Annotated in this window: 14 protein-coding genes and 1 tRNA gene; 11 read left to right on the top strand and 4 right to left on the bottom strand. The window is 65.6% G+C overall.

What is annotated here, in order from left to right; genetic code table 11:
- The first annotated feature begins 88 nt into the window (after positions 1 to 88).
- Positions 89 to 1,996 carry an AMP-binding protein gene (locus AO716_RS14440; protein ID WP_055241881.1) on the top strand — a complete coding sequence of 636 codons (1,908 nt, stop codon included), beginning with the start codon at positions 89 to 91 and terminating at the stop codon, positions 1,994 to 1,996.
- A 13-nt stretch (positions 1,997 to 2,009) separates the two neighbouring features.
- On the opposite strand, the gene AO716_RS14435 is transcribed toward AO716_RS14440, so the two are convergent.
- The 3 genes from AO716_RS14435 to AO716_RS17765 are packed head-to-tail and all read right to left on the bottom strand — an operon-like array spanning position 2,010 to position 4,359.
- Complete coding sequence (locus tag AO716_RS14435; protein WP_055241879.1) at positions 2,010 to 2,705, bottom strand: response regulator; 696 nt, start codon at positions 2,703 to 2,705, stop codon at positions 2,010 to 2,012.
- Positions 2,702 to 3,358: a sensor histidine kinase gene (locus AO716_RS17770; RefSeq protein ID WP_152969976.1), complete on the bottom strand. Its 657-nt coding sequence runs from the start codon at positions 3,356 to 3,358 to the stop codon at positions 2,702 to 2,704. The genes AO716_RS14435 and AO716_RS17770 overlap by 4 nt, the downstream gene beginning before the upstream one ends.
- 17 nt (positions 3,359 to 3,375) lie before the next feature.
- Positions 3,376 to 4,359: a PAS domain-containing protein gene (locus tag AO716_RS17765; RefSeq protein ID WP_152969975.1), complete on the bottom strand. Its 984-nt coding sequence runs from the start codon at positions 4,357 to 4,359 to the stop codon at positions 3,376 to 3,378.
- 197 nt (positions 4,360 to 4,556) lie between these two features.
- On the opposite strand from AO716_RS17765, the gene AO716_RS14425 reads away from it, so the two are divergent.
- The 9 genes from AO716_RS14425 (at position 4,557) to AO716_RS14385 (ending at position 13,487) form a co-directional block, all read left to right on the top strand.
- The gene (locus tag AO716_RS14425; RefSeq protein WP_055241877.1) at positions 4,557 to 5,957 is read left to right on the top strand and encodes a cation:dicarboxylate symporter family transporter; all 1,401 of its coding nucleotides are present in this window, start codon (positions 4,557 to 4,559) and stop codon (positions 5,955 to 5,957) included.
- A gap of 251 nt (positions 5,958 to 6,208) precedes the next feature.
- Positions 6,209 to 7,108: a ParA family protein gene (locus AO716_RS14420; RefSeq protein ID WP_055241876.1), complete on the top strand. Its 900-nt coding sequence runs from the start codon at positions 6,209 to 6,211 to the stop codon at positions 7,106 to 7,108.
- On the top strand, positions 7,086 to 7,982 hold the full coding sequence (locus AO716_RS14415; protein WP_055241874.1) for a segregation and condensation protein A: 897 nt from the start codon (positions 7,086 to 7,088) through the stop codon (positions 7,980 to 7,982). The genes AO716_RS14420 and AO716_RS14415 overlap by 23 nt, the downstream gene beginning before the upstream one ends.
- The gene (gene scpB, locus AO716_RS14410; protein WP_055241872.1) at positions 7,963 to 8,595 is read left to right on the top strand and encodes an SMC-Scp complex subunit ScpB; all 633 of its coding nucleotides are present in this window, start codon (positions 7,963 to 7,965) and stop codon (positions 8,593 to 8,595) included. Before AO716_RS14415 ends, scpB begins: the two co-directional genes overlap by 20 nt.
- Before the next feature lie 24 nt (positions 8,596 to 8,619).
- Complete coding sequence (locus AO716_RS14405) at positions 8,620 to 9,744, top strand: pseudouridine synthase (protein WP_055241871.1); 1,125 nt, start codon at positions 8,620 to 8,622, stop codon at positions 9,742 to 9,744.
- A gap of 4 nt (positions 9,745 to 9,748) precedes the next feature.
- A complete protein-coding gene (locus tag AO716_RS14400) occupies positions 9,749 to 10,858 on the top strand; it encodes a prephenate dehydrogenase (protein ID WP_055241869.1) in 1,110 nt (369 codons plus the stop codon).
- Positions 10,855 to 11,556 (top strand): (d)CMP kinase, encoded by a 702-nt coding sequence (gene cmk, locus AO716_RS14395; protein WP_055241867.1) that lies wholly within the window; start codon positions 10,855 to 10,857, stop codon positions 11,554 to 11,556. The genes AO716_RS14400 and cmk overlap by 4 nt, the downstream gene beginning before the upstream one ends.
- A gap of 184 nt (positions 11,557 to 11,740) precedes the next feature.
- On the top strand, positions 11,741 to 13,285 hold the full coding sequence (gene der, locus AO716_RS14390; RefSeq protein ID WP_055241865.1) for a ribosome biogenesis GTPase Der: 1,545 nt from the start codon (positions 11,741 to 11,743) through the stop codon (positions 13,283 to 13,285).
- 128 nt (positions 13,286 to 13,413) lie between these two features.
- Positions 13,414 to 13,487 (top strand) — tRNA-Pro (locus tag AO716_RS14385).
- 71 nt (positions 13,488 to 13,558) lie between these two features.
- Here the strand turns inward: AO716_RS14385 and AO716_RS14380 are convergent.
- On the bottom strand, positions 13,559 to 14,536 hold the full coding sequence (locus AO716_RS14380) for a hypothetical protein (RefSeq protein WP_152969974.1): 978 nt from the start codon (positions 14,534 to 14,536) through the stop codon (positions 13,559 to 13,561).
- A 164-nt stretch (positions 14,537 to 14,700) separates the two neighbouring features.
- Between AO716_RS14380 and AO716_RS14375 the strand changes: the two genes are divergently transcribed.
- Positions 14,701 to 15,312 carry a TetR/AcrR family transcriptional regulator gene (locus AO716_RS14375; RefSeq protein WP_055241863.1) on the top strand — a complete coding sequence of 204 codons (612 nt, stop codon included), beginning with the start codon at positions 14,701 to 14,703 and terminating at the stop codon, positions 15,310 to 15,312.
- Positions 15,313 to 15,440 lie beyond the last annotated feature (128 nt).

The raw sequence follows: 15,440 nt of genomic DNA, 5'->3' as shown, positions 1-15,440 counted from the left end.
TCCCGTTCCTTCCCCTACGATTGCCGGTACGGGAGCGCGGGCTGCAGGTCCGCGCCTTCCCGCAACCAGCCGGAATCAAGGAGGATTCATGGGAACGCTCGGGTACGCAGAAACCTACGCCGCCAGCATCAAGGACCCGGAAGCGTTCTGGCTGAAAGCGGCTGAGCTGGTGGACTGGGACGTCCGTCCGCGCAGGGCCCTGGATGATTCGGGTGCTCCGCTCTACCGCTGGTTTCCCGACGGAGCGCTGAACACCAGCTACAACGCACTGGACCGCCATGTCCTGGCCGGCCGCGGGGCCGACACCGCACTGATCTACGATTCCGCGATGCTTGGGCTCAAGCGCACGTACAGCTTCTCTGAGCTGCTGGCCGAAGTGGAGAGTTTTGCCGGGGTCCTGCACGCACAGGGCATCGGAGCCGGTGACCGGGTGGTCATCTACCTGCCGATGATCCCGGAAGCCGTGATTGCGATGCTCGCCTGCGCACGTCTGGGAGCGGTCCATTCGGTGGTGTTCGGCGGGTTCGCAGCGGCAGAGCTGGCGGCACGCATCGACGATGCGCGCCCCGACGTCGTGGTCACCGCCAGCGGCGGGCTGGAACCCAAGCGGCGGGTCGAGTATCTCCCCAACGTTGCCCAGGCACTTGAGGCCGCCACGCACCCGGTCCGGGCCGTCATCGTGGCATCCCGGGAGGGCTTTGAACACGGCGCAGCGGAGTTCGACGGCGCCGGCGGGACCGCCTGGCTCGACTGGGCCAAGCTCGCAGCTTCCGCCCAGCCGCAGGGACCGGTCAGTGTTGAAGCGACCGACCCGCTGTACATCCTTTACACCTCCGGTACCACCGGTGCACCGAAGGGTGTTGTGCGGGACAACGGGTCACACGCCGTCGCCCTGGCCTGGTCGATGGCGAACATCTACGACGTCGCTCCCGGCCAGGTGATGTGGACGGCCTCGGACGTCGGCTGGGTAGTGGGGCACTCGTACATCGTGTACGGCCCGCTGATCGCCGGGGCCGCCACTGTCCTGTATGAGGGGAAACCCGTAGGCACGCCCGACGCCGGCGCATTCTGGCGGGTGGCTGCGGAACACGGCGTGGATGTGCTCTTCACCGCTCCCACTGCACTGCGGGCTATCCGGCGGGCCGATCCTGACGCTGCGCTCGCGGGGGAACATGACCTCTCCGGTCTGCGGACCCTCTTCGCGGCCGGCGAGCGCCTGGACCCCGAAACCTACCGGTGGGCCTCCGACGCGCTGAACATACCGGTGGTGGACCACTGGTGGCAGACCGAAACCGGGTGGGCGATCTGCGCCAACCCGATGGGCCTGGACCCCCAGCCGGCCAAGGCAGGATCTCCCACCTTTCCGGTGCCCGGTTTCCGGGTGCGGATCGTGGACGGAACAGGTGCCGAGGTGCCATCGGGATCCGAAGGCAACATTGTGCTGGACCTGCCTCTTCCGCCTGGAACCCTGGCAACGCTGTGGGGGAGCGATGAGCGCTACCGCGCCTCCTACCTTGAAGCGTTCGAAGGCAGCTACGCCACGGGGGATTCGGGTTATGTGGATGAGGACGGCTACGTATTCGTGATGGGGAGGACAGACGACGTCATCAACGTCTCCGGCCACCGGCTCTCCACCGGCGCGATCGAACAGGTGGTAGCCGCCCACCCCGCCGTGGCCGAATGTGCTGTCATTGGGGTCCGTGACACCCTGAAGGGCCAGCGACCCTGCGGGTACGTGGTCCTCAAGGCGGGATCGGAAGCCACCGAGACAGACATCCAGGCCGCGCTCGCCGACCTGGTCCGTACACGGATCGGCCCGGTGGCGGACTTCCGCGAAGTCCGCGTAGTCGAGGCACTGCCCAAGACCCGCTCGGGGAAGATCCTGCGCAAGACCATGCGGCAGATTGCCGACGGTGACGACTACACGGTTCCATCCACCATTGAGGACAGGTCGGTACTCGATGACCTGATCCCGCTGCTTCGGCCCGGGCAGTAGCCTCCGGCCCGCTTCACCGGCGCCAGGCGTACTCAAGCTCCGGCCGGCCCGGGGCCCCATAGCGCGGGGAACGGATGACGACACGCTGTGCGGTCAGGTGTTCGAGATACCGCCGGACGGTGATTCGGGACATCGCCAGCTGCGCTGCGGCCTCGGACGCCGAAAGGGCTGTCCCCGCCTTCCTCAGTGTCTCCGACACTGCCTCCAGGGTTTCAGGTGAGAGACCCTTTGGCAGCGGTGCCGGTACCGAAGGGCGCAGGGCGGCAAGGGCACGGTCAACGCCGGACTGCGTGGCTGAGGCGCCCTGCCCGGAGAGATTGGTGTGGAACTGGCGGTACGCGTCGAGCTTGGCGCTGAACGCCGCATAGGTGAACGGCTTGATCAGGTACTGTGCGATCCCGGCAGACATCGCCTGCCGCACCACAGGCAGCTCCCGGACAGCAGTGATGGCCATGACGTCTGCCGGGATGCCGGATCCGCGGATCCGCCGGAGCAGGTCCAGTCCGTGCAGGTCCGGCAGGTTCATGTCCAGCAGCACCAGGTCCGCCGCCTGCGGGGATTCCTGCAGGAAGCGCAGCGCATCCGCAGCTGTGTGGGCCACCCCGACGAGGGCGAAGCCCTCTGCGCGGCGGACATATTCGGCATGCGCCTCGGCGACCACCGTTTCATCCTCAACGACCAAAACGCCGATGCTGCCGTCCCTGTTCACCGGCGTGCACCTTCCGGCAGCGGCAGCAGCACGGTAAAACGGGCGCCGCCGTACGCCGTTCCCTGATCCAGCCGGAGGGTTCCGCCAAGCCGCAGCACTGCCTGCCGCACCAGTGCCAGCCCGATGCCCCGTCCGGCTCCCGGGAACGAACTGTCCTTCGTGCTGAATCCCTGCTCGAAGATCCGCTCCCGCGAGTCTGCCGGAACTCCCGGCCCGCAGTCCTGGACGGTGAGCTCGAAATGCCGCTGTGCGCCGTCGTCCGCCACAGCCAGCCGCACGGAGACTACCGGGTCCGGCAGCCCCTGGACGGCGTCGAGTGCGTTGTCCACCAGGTTGCCCAGAATCGTCACCAGTTCGCCGGAGTCCAGGACCGCCGGCCCGGCGCCGTCGGCGGCAGCCGGGTCAAGTGAGAGTTCCAGCGAAATTCCCCGTTCGCGGGCCTGCGCCTTCTTGCCGGCCAGCAGGGCAGCCAGCGCCGGTTCGCCAACAGCTCCGACGACGTCGTCCGCCAGCTGCTGGGACTGCACCAGGTCCCGGGTGGCGAACTCCAGCGCCTCCGCCGGACGGTCGAGCTCAATGAGGGAGACAACGGTGTGCAGCCGGTTGGCGTGCTCATGCGCCTGTGCCTGCAGTGCATCCGTGAGCGTTCGCATTGACTGCAGCTCCCCGGTCAGCGCTTCCACCTCGGTGTGGTCCCGGAGCGTGGTAACTGTTCCCAGCCGCTTGGGCTCGAAAGTACGCTTGCCGCGGTGCCCCGCTCCCGGCGGGCAGCCAATGCAGGGGACTGGTTGACCACCAGGATGCGGTTCCGGGTGAAGTGGAATTCGTCGTCGGCCCTGTTTCCGCTGCGAAGGAGATCGGCCAGGGTTCCAGGCAGCCCCAGCTCGCGGACATCCACGGGGCTGCAGCGCTCCGGCGGGAGGTCCAGCAGCTCAGCCGCCTGGTCGTTGTAGAGGACCAGCCTGCCGTCGTTGTTGATCAGCAGGAGACCTTCCCTGAGCGAGTGCAGGGCTGCGTCGTGGAAGGCGAAGACTTCAACGAGCTCATCCGGGCGGCGGTCCTGTGTGGTGCGCTTGAGGTACCGGCTCAGCAGGAAGGAGGCCAGGGTTCCCCAGGCCAGCGCGGCGATCGAAATGATGAACAGTCCCGGCAGCTCGGCGTCGCGGGCTATGGCCACCCGGTCCACGGTGAGGCCCGCCGCCACCAGTGCCTGGACCGTGCCTTCGCCGTCTGTCACGGGAACGATTGCCCGGACCGACGGGCCAAGGGTGCCCGTATAGACCTCAGTGAAGGACTGGCCGCCAAGGGCTTGTTCGACTGAGCCTATGTACGGCCGGCCGATCTGCGAATCGGTCCGGTGCGTGTAGCGGGTACGGTCCGGAGCCATGATGGTCAGGAAGTCCACGTGCGCGGACTGCATTACCTCCTCCGCGTACGGCTGGAGGGCGGCGCTGGGGTTCGGACCCGCCACGGCCTCCAGGACAAACGGATCGGCGGCAATCGTCTCCGCGACGGAGAGCATCCGTTCAGCCGTTTCGTCGTAGCTGTGCTGCTCCGCCTGGGCATACAGGGCCCAGGACAGGCCTGCGGACAGGCAGAGGATAAACGCCAGCTGACCGGTGAGCAGGCGGGTGGCCAGGCTCCACTTACGCAAGGAACTCCTTCGGTGCGGGCAGCACAGGTTTGTCCGGCTGCTGTGCGGGCGGACGATGCTGAGCCGAAGCTGCGAACAGTATGAACACAACAGTGACCACCGTCACACCACGGGGTGAGTATATGTGCGGATTACTTCCGGTTCCGCCAGCGTCTTTGCCGCCGGGGCCCAGCTATCAACGAAGCTAGGAGCATGCGATGGCCTCTGCCACGATACCCGGCGGCGAACAGCCCCCGGTCAAAGCCAAAAAGAAGGACCGGACCCACCTCCTCTACATTGCCGTGATTGCTGCAGTGGTGCTCGGTGCTGTCATCGGGCTCGTTGCACCCGAGGTGGGCAAATCAATGAAGCCCCTCGGCACGGCATTCATCGGACTGATCAAGATGATGATCGCGCCGGTGATCTTCTGCACCATCGTCCTGGGCATCGGCTCGATCGCCAAGGCGGCCACCGTGGGCAAGGTGGGCGGCCTGGCACTGGGCTACTTCATCATCATGTCCACCTTCGCGCTGGTTATCGGACTGGTAGTTGGCAACTTCATCCACCCGGGCGAGGGCCTGGGCCTGGAAGCTGCCGGCGGCCCTGCACCGGCGGCAGCGGAAGATGACGGCGGCACGGTCGGTTTCCTCCTCAGCATCATTCCCACCACGCTGCTGGCCTCACTGACCGGTGAATCGATCCTCCAGACTCTCTTCGTTGCACTGCTTGTTGGCTTCGCACTGCAGAAGATGGGCAAGGCCGGGGCCCCCGTCCTCAAGGGCATCGGCTACATCCAGGTGCTGGTCTTCCGCATCCTGATGATGATCATGTGGCTGGCCCCCATCGGCGCGTTTGGCGCCATCGCGGCTGTCGTTGGCGAAACCGGTGTCCAGGCGATCGTGAGCATGGCAACCCTGATGATTGCCTTCTACCTCACCTGCATCCTCTTCATTGCCGTCATCCTGGGCGGCCTGATGAAGATTGTGACCGGCTTCAACATCTTCAAGCTGATGCGCTACCTCGGCCGGGAATACCTGCTGATCTTCTCCACGTCCTCCTCCGAGGTGGCACTCCCGCGGCTGATTGCCAAGATGGAGCACCTGGGCGTCTCAAAGCCCGTGGTGGGCGTAACCGTCCCCACCGGGTACTCCTTCAACCTGGACGGAACGGCCATCTACCTGACCATGGCGGCACTGTTCGTTGCCTCCGCCATGGGCAAGCCGCTGGAGCTGGGCGAGCAGATCTCCCTGCTGGTCTTTATGATCATTGCTTCCAAGGGCGCTGCCGGGGTGACCGGCGCCGGCCTGGCAACCCTGGCCGGCGGCCTGCAGTCCCACCGCCCCGACCTGATCGAGGGTGTTGGGCTGATCGTGGGCATTGACCGCTTCATGTCCGAAGCCCGCGCGCTGACGAACTTCACCGGCAACGCCGTCGCCACGGTGCTGATCGGCACCTGGACCAGGGAAATCGACAAGGAGCAGGTCCGCCGGGTCCTGGATAAGGAACTGCCGTTCGATGAGGAGAGCATGAACGTGGATGCCGGATCCGGGGAGCCGGAACCGACGGAGGAATCCCGCGAAGTGGAGAGTGCCGTTCCCGCTACCGGCGTGCGCGGCTAGCTAACAGCAACAGAGAAGGGCGCCTCCGCTGATTGCGGGGCGCCCTTTGTTGTTTCTGGTGGAGCCCGGACGCATGTGTCCTTCCTGGCCGCAGCCCTGCACCGGAGGAAAACCGGAAGCTTCGAGTTAAGGTTGAGCGTCAAGGCTCGCAGGCGCTACGCCGCCCGGATTCACGGTATCCGTGTTGCACGGTTGTAACCTTGGAATGGACAGCCAGCAGGACAGCTAGAGACGGAAGCGTGGATTTATACGTGAGCAGCGAACAGAGTTCCACAACTCTGCAGGACGCAACGCAGGGCGCCGCCGATGAAGCCATGGGTCCCACGGGCCGGCCGCTGACCGAATTCCCCGAGCCTCCGGTGCTGACTTCCCACGGGCCGGCCCGCATCATCGCCATGGTGAACCAGAAGGGCGGGGTCGGAAAAACGACGTCGACCATCAACCTCGGTGCCGCGCTGGCCGAAGCCGGCCGCAAGGTCCTGCTCGTGGACTTCGACCCGCAGGGCGCACTGTCCGCAGGGCTGGGCACCAACCCGCATGAACTGGACGTCACCGTCTACAACGTGCTGATGGACCGCAAGGTGGACATCCGCGATGCGATCCAGGAAACACACGTCGAGAACATCGACCTTCTTCCGGCGAACATCGACCTCTCGGCTGCCGAAGTGCAGCTGGTCAACGAAGTGGCCCGCGAGCAGGTACTCGAACGTGCCCTGCGGCGCGTTTCGGATGACTACGACGTCATTCTGATCGACTGCCAGCCTTCGCTTGGCCTGTTGACTGTCAACGCCCTCACCGCGGCGCACGGCGTCATTATTCCGCTGATCTGCGAGTTCTTTGCCCTGCGCGCCGTGGCTCTGCTGGTGGAGACGATCGAAAAGGTCCAGGACCGCCTGAACCCGGGGCTCCAGGTCGACGGCGTGCTGGCCACGATGTATGACGCCCGGACCCTGCACAGCCGTGAAGTCATCGGCCGGCTGGTTGAGGCGTTCGGTGACAAGGTCTTCGAGACCGTCATCAAGCGCACCATCAAGTTTGCCGATGCCACCGTTGCTGCCGAGCCGATCACCTCCTACGCCGGAAACCACGCCGGAGCGGAGTCCTACCGCCGCCTCGCCAAGGAACTGATTGCCCGCGGCGGCGCACCCTAGTCCCGCGCCGGAGGCAGGCTCCGGGGACACGGCGGCGGGAGCCGGGGGTTTCCAGGTTCAGCTGGAGAATTTCCGCGGCCCGTTCGACGTGCTGCTGGGGCTGATCACCAAACACGAGCTGGACATCACCGAAATTGCCCTGGCCACGGTCACTGATGAGTTCATTGCGTATATCCGTGCCCTCACCGACTCGGGACAGGGCTGGGCACTGGACGAAGCCAGTGAATTCCTGGTCATCGCCGCCACGCTGCTGGACCTGAAGGCAGCCCGCCTGCTTCCCGCAGGCGACGTGGAGGACGACGACGACATTGCGCTGCTGGAGGCCCGGGACCTGCTCTTCGCCCGGCTCCTGCAGTACCGTGCGTTCAAAGAGGTTGCGTCGCTGATGGGCAGCAGGCTCGAAGAGGAAGGGCTGCGTTTCCCGCGGGACACCGCCTTGGAGCCGCATCTGGCAGCCATGCTCCCGGAACTCATCTGGCGCACCAGTGCGGAGGAGTTCGGCCGGCTGGCCCGGAAGGCACTGGAGCCCAAACCCGGGCCGCCCACTGAAGTGGGACTGGGACACCTGCACGCGCCGCGGGTCAGCGTGCGCGAACAGGCACAGATCATCGGGGACAGGCTTCGGCTGGCCAGTCCGCTCACATTTACCGAGCTTGCCCAGGGCGCCACGCCGCTGGAAATCGTGGGACGGTTCCTCGCTCTGCTGGAAATGTTCCGTGACGGTGTACTGGCCTTTGAACAGCCCGTGCCGCTGGGGGAGCTGCGGGTCACCTGGACCGGAAAGCCGGGAGGGTCCGCGGACTGGTCTGCCGGGACGCTCACCGAAGAATACGACGACGCTGACGAGGAGTTGCATGCAGCCGCAGAAGCCTGACCATGGCCCTGCATCCGTGGACGTCCGCCCGGGCGGAATCCGTGCCGCGGCCGAGGCCGTGCTTATGGTCGCCAATGAACCGGTCACTGCCGCAAGCCTTGCCGAAGCACTAGGCGTAGGGCCGGCAGCTGCAGTGCAGGTCCTGCACGACCTGCGCCGGGAGTATGACGGTTATACTGGGGGTGGACCTGACGGGCTGCATGCCGTTGAACCGCGTGGCTTCGAGCTCCGGGAAGTTGCCGGCGGCTGGCGGATCTACTCCCGGCCCGCCTTCGCAGACATTGTGGGGCAGTTCGTACTTGAAGGGCAAAGCGCACGGCTGTCCCAGGCCGCGCTGGAAACCCTGGCGGTGATTGCCTACCGCCAGCCGGTGTCCCGCGGACGCATTTCGGCCATCCGGGGAGTCAACGTGGACTCCGTGGTCCGCACGCTGGTCCAGAGAGGACTGGTGACCGAGGCCGGCACGGAACCTGAAACGGGTTCGCTGCTGTACGTCACCACCCCGCTCTTCCTGGAAAAGCTGGGACTTGGCAGTGTGGAGGAACTGCCCCAGATCGCGCCTCACCTGCCCGGGCTGGAAAACCTCCCAGAATTTGAAGAAACTACTTACTAACCGCTACACCCGAAGGACTTCTCAATGACACAGGCACCCCGTTCCGGCTCAGGCCGCAGTAATCCGCGCAGCGGCGGGGGAGCAGGCGGCAACCGCGGCTTCGGAAAGGGCTCCAAGCCCGCCTCCGGGCGCACCGGCGGCCCGAAGTCTTCCGGCGGCCCCTCAGGTGCTCCGAAGTCCGGCGGCTTTAAGTCCGGCGCTCCCAAATCGGGCGGCTTTAAGTCCGGCGCCCCCAAGGAAGGCGGCTTCAGGGAAGGCGGCTTCAAGCCCGGCGGTCCCCGCACCGGCGCACCGAAGGGCAAGGGCGGTTCAGAGCGTGCCTTCCGCAACGAACGCTTCGGCAAGAACCTGGGCCCGGTAACCAAGCGGACGCACACCCGCCGCCCGGGCAAGCCGGTTATTTCCGAGCACCACGACCCCGAAGGCATCCGCCTGCAGAAGGTCATGGCCAGTGCCGGCGTCGCAAGCCGCCGCGTCTGCGAGGAAATGATCACCGAAGGCCGTGTTGAGGTGGACGGCGAGGTCGTCACCGAGCTTGGCGTCCGTGTTGACCCCAAGACCGTGGCCATTCACGTAGACGGCATGCGCCTGCAGCTGGATGAAACCCAGAAGTACTACGTGTTCAACAAGCCCCGCGGTGTGGTCTCCACCATGGAAGATCCCGAGGGCCGTCCCTGCATCAGCGACTACCTGAAGAGCACCAACAAGCACGAGCGCCTTTTCCATGTGGGCCGCCTGGACACGAATACCGAAGGCCTGCTGCTGCTGACCAACGACGGCGAGCTGGCCAACCGGCTCACCCACCCCTCCTACGAGGTTCCCAAGACCTACCTGGTCCAGGTGCGCGGTCCCATGGCCCACGGTGTTGGTGCGCAGATGCGTGAAGGCCTGGAGCTGGAAGACGGCTTCGCCAAGGTTGACTCGTTCCGCCTCGTTGATTCCACCCCCGGCCACATCCTGGTTGAGGTTGTCCTGCACTCTGGCCGGAACCGTATTGTGCGCCGCTTGTTCGACGCCGTTGGCCACCCCGTCGAGCGCCTGGTCCGGACCCAGATGGGCCCGATCCGCCTGGGCGACCAGCGCCAGGGCAGCATCCGCGTCCTTGGACGCCACGAAGTCGGCCACCTGATGGCCACCGTCGGACTGTAACGCCGTGACCGCACTGGCCAACGGGGGTACACATCTGTCCGGACCGGTCCTTGTGATCGGCACCGGCCTGCTCGGTGCGAGCATTGGCCTGGGCCTGCGGGCCCGCGGAATCGACGTCGTACTCTCGGACATTTCACCCTCCACTGCCGCGGTTGCCAAAGATATTGGCGCCGGACGCCTGCTCGACGACGCCGAGGAAGGCTTCGCGCCGCAGCTGGTCGTTATTGCCGCACCACCGGATGTCACTGCTTCGCTGGCGGCCCGGGCCCTGAAGGACTGGCAGGGTGCCGTCGTCGTCGACATTGCCAGCGTCAAGGCCGCCGTCCTGGCGGACCTGCGCGCCACCGGAGTGGATCTGGCCCGGTACGTGGGGACGCACCCGATGGCCGGGCGGGAGAAATCCGGTCCGGTGGCTGCCCTGGGTGACCTCTTTATGTCCATGCCGTGGGTAATCTGCGCCGGTGAGGAGAGCTCCCCTGAAGCAGTCAAGACGGCCGAAGCACTGGCCATCGACCTCGGTGCCGTGGTTTCGCGCATGAGTGCGGACGACCACGATGCGTCAGTGGCCCTGATCAGCCACCTCCCGCAGGTCATGTCCTCACTGGTGGCCAGCCGGCTGCAGGAAACGCCTCCCTCGGCGCTGGCACTGGCCGGCAACGGCCTGCGCGACGTCACCCGGATTGCGGCCAGCGACCCCAAGCTGTGGGTGCAGATCCTCAGCGGCAACGCCCCGAAGCTGGTAAACATCCTGCACGGGGTGCGCGAGGATCTGAACCGGCTGATCAATACGCTTGAACACCCCACCGCCGACGGCGCGCGGCTGGACATGGCGCAGCTGATCTCCGAGGGCAACACCGGCCAGGCCCGCATCCCGGGCAAGCACGGCACGCCTCCGCAGTCCTTCGTCAGCTTCACCGTGCTCGTGGACGACACCCCCGGACAGATCGCGCAGCTGCTTACGGAAATCGGTGAAATCGGTGTCAACCTCGAAGACCTGCGCCTGGAGCACGCCTCCGGCCGCGAGGTTGGACGGGTGGAAATCTCGGTCCTGCCGAGCAAAGTGCACGGCCTGGTCAGTGAGCTGACCTCGCGCGGCTGGAAGGTAGTGGAGTGAACACAGAGCAGAATCCGGCACAGTTCAGGCTGGGCAAACCCCTGGTGGTGGCAATTGACGGTCCCTCCGGCTCCGGCAAGTCCAGCATCAGCCGCGAGGTCGCCCGCCGGCTGCGCGCCAACTATCTCGATACCGGTGCCATGTACCGGGCCGTGACCATTGCGTGCATGCGGGCCGGCATTGACCTCGGCGACGCCGTCGCCGTCGAAGCCGCCACCCGGAACGCTGACATTGAGCTGAGCACGTCCCCGGACGCGGAATGGGTGCTCGTTGGGGGAGAGGATGTCACCCAGGCGATCCGCGAACCGGAGGTTTCCTCCAACGTCTCTGCCGTGGCCACCACCCTTGGTGCACGGGCGGAGCTGGTACGCCGCCAGCAGCAGCTGATCAAGGACTCCGGACTGCGGATCGTGGCCGAAGGACGGGACATCACCACCGTGGTGGCTCCCACCGCGGAAGTCCGAATCCTGCTGACGGCTTCCGAGGAGGCGCGCCTGCGCCGCCGCGGCGTGCAGCTGGGCGGCTCGCAGAGCGCCGCTGCCCTGCGTGAACAGGTCCTCACACGGGACGTCAAGGATTCAACGGTGGTCAACTTCCAGCAGGCGGCCGACGGTGTGATTACGGTCGATTCCTCCGATCTGGATTTCGAAGAAACGGTTCAGGCCGTGCTGGACGTGGTTTTTTCGAGCACGCACTAAGCACCAGCGGCAGGCGGACAGCCGGGGCTCCAATGGGGTCCCGGCGCCTTGCCGTGTTTCAATGGACTGGTGGCTGCATGGGGTTTTCCCTTTACAGACCCCCCAACACTTACCCGGGCTGAACGTCCGGAGACGGCCTGGCGCACCTGCGCTGACGGCCTCAACGGAAAGAAAGCAATAGTTTATGAACGCCAACGCGACCTTTGACGGCGACTCTGAAGAGTACGTCCCGGCAGGCGAGGACCAGATCGACGAGCGCCTCGCCGCCCTCGATGACGACGAAGCCAACCTGCGCGCGGAAACCCTGCGTGCCGGGCTCTCCGACTACGAGCTCGACGAGGAAGACGCTGCCCTGCTGGCCGGCGGCTATGACGAGTATGACGCAGACGCACCACTGCGCCTTGACCCGGTGGTTGCCATCGTCGGCCGTCCCAACGTCGGCAAGTCAACGCTGGTGAACCGTATCCTCGGCCGCCGCGAAGCCGTCGTGGAAGACACCCCGGGCGTTACCCGCGACCGCGTGTCATACCCGGCCACCTGGAACGGTGTGAACTTCACCCTCGTAGACACCGGCGGCTGGGAGCACGATGCCCGCGGCATCCATGCCCGCGTTGCCGACCAGGCCGAAATCGCCGTCGACGTCGCTGACGCCGTCATGCTGGTGGTCGACGCGACCGTCGGCATCACCGCCACCGACGAAGCCGTGGTGCGCATGCTGCGCAGCAAGGGCAAGCCGGTCATCGTCGTCGCCAACAAGGTTGACGACATCCAGAACGAAGCCGACGCCTCGGTGCTCTGGGGTCTGGGCTTCGGCGAACCGTACCCGGTTTCGGCGCTGCACGGACGCGGCACCGCTGACATGCTGGACGCCGTCCTGGACGTCCTGCCCGAGTACTCGGCCTACGGTGGACTCGAGTCCAGCGGCGGTCCGCGCCGCATCGCACTGATCGGCCGTCCGAACGTTGGTAAGTCTTCGCTGCTGAACAAGCTGGCCGGCACCGACCGCGTGGTTGTCGATGACCTCGCCGGCACCACCCGCGACCCGGTTGACGAACTGATCGAATTGGGCGGGCGCACCTGGCGCTTCGTGGACACCGCAGGTATCCGCCGCCGCCAGCACATGGCACAGGGCGCCGATTTCTACGCCTCGCTGCGCACGCAGGCCGCGCTGGAAAAGGCGGAGGTCGCCGTCGTGCTCCTCGCCGTGGACGAAGTCCTCTCCGAACAGGATGTGCGCATCCTGCAGCTCGCCATCGATTCGGGCCGCGCGCTGGTGCTGGCGTTCAACAAGTGGGACCTGCTCGACGACGAACGCCGCCGCTACCTGCAGACCGAGATCGAGCGCGACCTGGCACACGTTGAGTGGGCGCCGAGCGTGAACATCTCCGCCAAGACCGGCTGGCACAAGGACAAGCTCGTCCCCGCACTGGACCTTGCCCTGGAGAACTGGGACAAGCGCATCCCGACCGGAAAGCTGAATGCCTTCCTGGGTGAACTCGTGGCAGCGCACCCGCACCCGGTGCGCGGCGGCAAGCAGCCCCGCATCCTGTTCGGCACGCAGGCGTCCTCACGGCCGCCGAAGTTCGTGCTGTTCACCACCGGGTTTCTGGATCCGGGCTACCGCCGCTTCATTACCCGCCGCCTCCGGGAGACCTTCGGCTTCGAAGGAACCCCGATCGAGGTCTCAATGCGCGTGCGTGAAAAGCGCGGCAAGACCAGCAGGCGCTAGCACGGCCGCCGGCCCCGGAGCCAATATGACTCCGGGGCCGGCGCCGATGCGGGGAAAATGCCAACCATGATGTACAGTATTTGAGTTGGTTCGGCCGGAAACAAACCGGCACTAACGGATCAGCGGAACGGGTTGTGGCGCAGCTTGGTAGCGCACTTGACTGGGGGTCAAGGGGTCGCAGGTTCAAATCCTGTCAACCCGACAAATACAAGTCCTGGTGAGATGAAAATCTTGCCGGGACTTTGTCGTTTCCGGGGCTTTTAGGGGCGGCCGTCACTTCAACCGGAATGCCCCGACAATGTTCGGTGTATCGATCAGCGTGTGCGGGGCGAAGGCATGGTATGCCCAGACATGGACCCAGGCGTTGCCCGTACGCAGCGTCAGGAAGCTCTTGAACATCCCGGGACCCAGGTACGTGAAGATCACGAAAATGACCGACAGTACGGTGGTCTCCGCTGATGAGAACAGCGTCCATGCATCCCAGAAATGCAGCCCCGCGTACGTTAGCCCACCCAAAAGAACTGTGGCTATGGCGGATCCAGTGAGTCGCAGATACCGGGGAATGAGGATCATGTACACAAAGACCATGGCGGGCAGTACGGCACCGGCAAGGTAGAGGGCGAAGGTCAATGCGGCGCCTGGAAGCAGCTGATGAAGCGGCAGCCCTAGGCTCCCAGGCTTCAGTGCATAGATTTGGAAGGCCAGCTCCAGTGCGAGCACCACAACAATCACGAGCAGGTCATTCCTGGGGGCCGTGGATTTGAGGCCCAGGGCCAGCGGCGAATAGCGGCGCCGGAAGTAGATCAACGGAATCACCGCGTAGACCACGAGGTTGTAGCCCGCCCAGGCCAGCACTTCAGCGGGTGCCGGCGCGTCATTGGTTCCGAAGATGGTCCCGGCCAGATGCAGTCCGAAGGGGTGCCACCCGGCGGCCTTCGCCAGGAAGAATCCGCCGGTCATGCCAAGTGCGCCGTACCCGAGCAGGCCAAAGGTCTCCCACAGTGCCCGCCGGCGGCCCGGGGACCGTGCTGCCAGGCGGGGATCCGGACGGCGGCGGGTTAGCAGGGTTACCACGCCCATCAGAAGCAGGATCTGCAGCAGGGCGAGGTTGACGTCGATGAGTACGTCTACGGTGGACCTGCCCGCCCGCGCAGGCCAGTCGAACGGGAGCTGCGCCGGGGCTGCCAGCACGGTCCAGATGTTCGCTGCCAGCCAGCCGGCGATCGCGGCCCAGAGCCATCGGGATCGCATGACGCGCCATCTTCCGGGGCGGGGCCCGCCTTCGCTGGCCGCCATGAGCCGGGTGTTGTGTGTTTGCTCTTCGCTGCCGTCTTTCATCGCTCCTCCTCTGGATAGCGAAGTTCTGCGGAGCTGATCTACAACGCATAGTAGTACGACTGTGCTATAAAAGATCCGTGCCGAAACTAGTGAATTACGAAGAGCGGCGCCGGGAGCTGGCACTGGCGGCGTGGCGGGTCATCCGCCGGGACGGGGTGGAGGGAGCCTCAGTCCGTGAAGTGGCACGCGAAGCCGGGCTGTCCACCGGTTCCCTTCGGCATTACTTCCGCAGCCAGCCGGAATTGCTGACCTTCGCCATGCGCCACGTCATGGAACGGGTTGAGCGCCGTGCCGCCGGTGTTCCGCGGCCGGCGGAACCGCTGGAAGCAGCGAAGGTGGTGCTCGCCGAACTCCTGCCGCTGGATGAAGAGCGGCGCGCTGAGAACGAGGTCTGGGTTGCTTTCGTGGCCCGCGCGATGGTGGATGCTCCGTTGGCAGCACTGCGCGACGAAGCATATGACCGGCTTCGCGGGGCCTGTGCCCGCTGGATTACCGAGCTGCGTCCCGCAGGCGCAGACGAGGAGCGGGTGCTGGAAACAGAAAGGCTGTTTGGCCTGATCGACGGGCTGGCTGTGCACGCCGCTATGCGGCCCGGGCTGGCTACCCCGGATCTTCTCTCAGCCGTGCTGGAGAATCATCTGGAACAACTGGTCCAGGCAAAACCGACGGGGACGGCCGGAGAGCCGTAGCCCCGAAGCCGCCACAACCGCCGGGCTTTGTCTGGGCCATCCGGGCCATGAGTTGACGGGAATCGTGGGACAGAGCGTCCGATTCGTGCCTCAATGTTCTTATCGGTTCTTTTTCGATGGGAGCACAG

Origin of the sequence: Arthrobacter sp. Edens01, assembly GCF_001307035.1 — a bacterium.
Lineage (GTDB): Bacteria > Actinomycetota > Actinomycetes > Actinomycetales > Micrococcaceae > Arthrobacter_B.
This window is presented reverse-complemented; position numbering and strand designations above follow the sequence as displayed.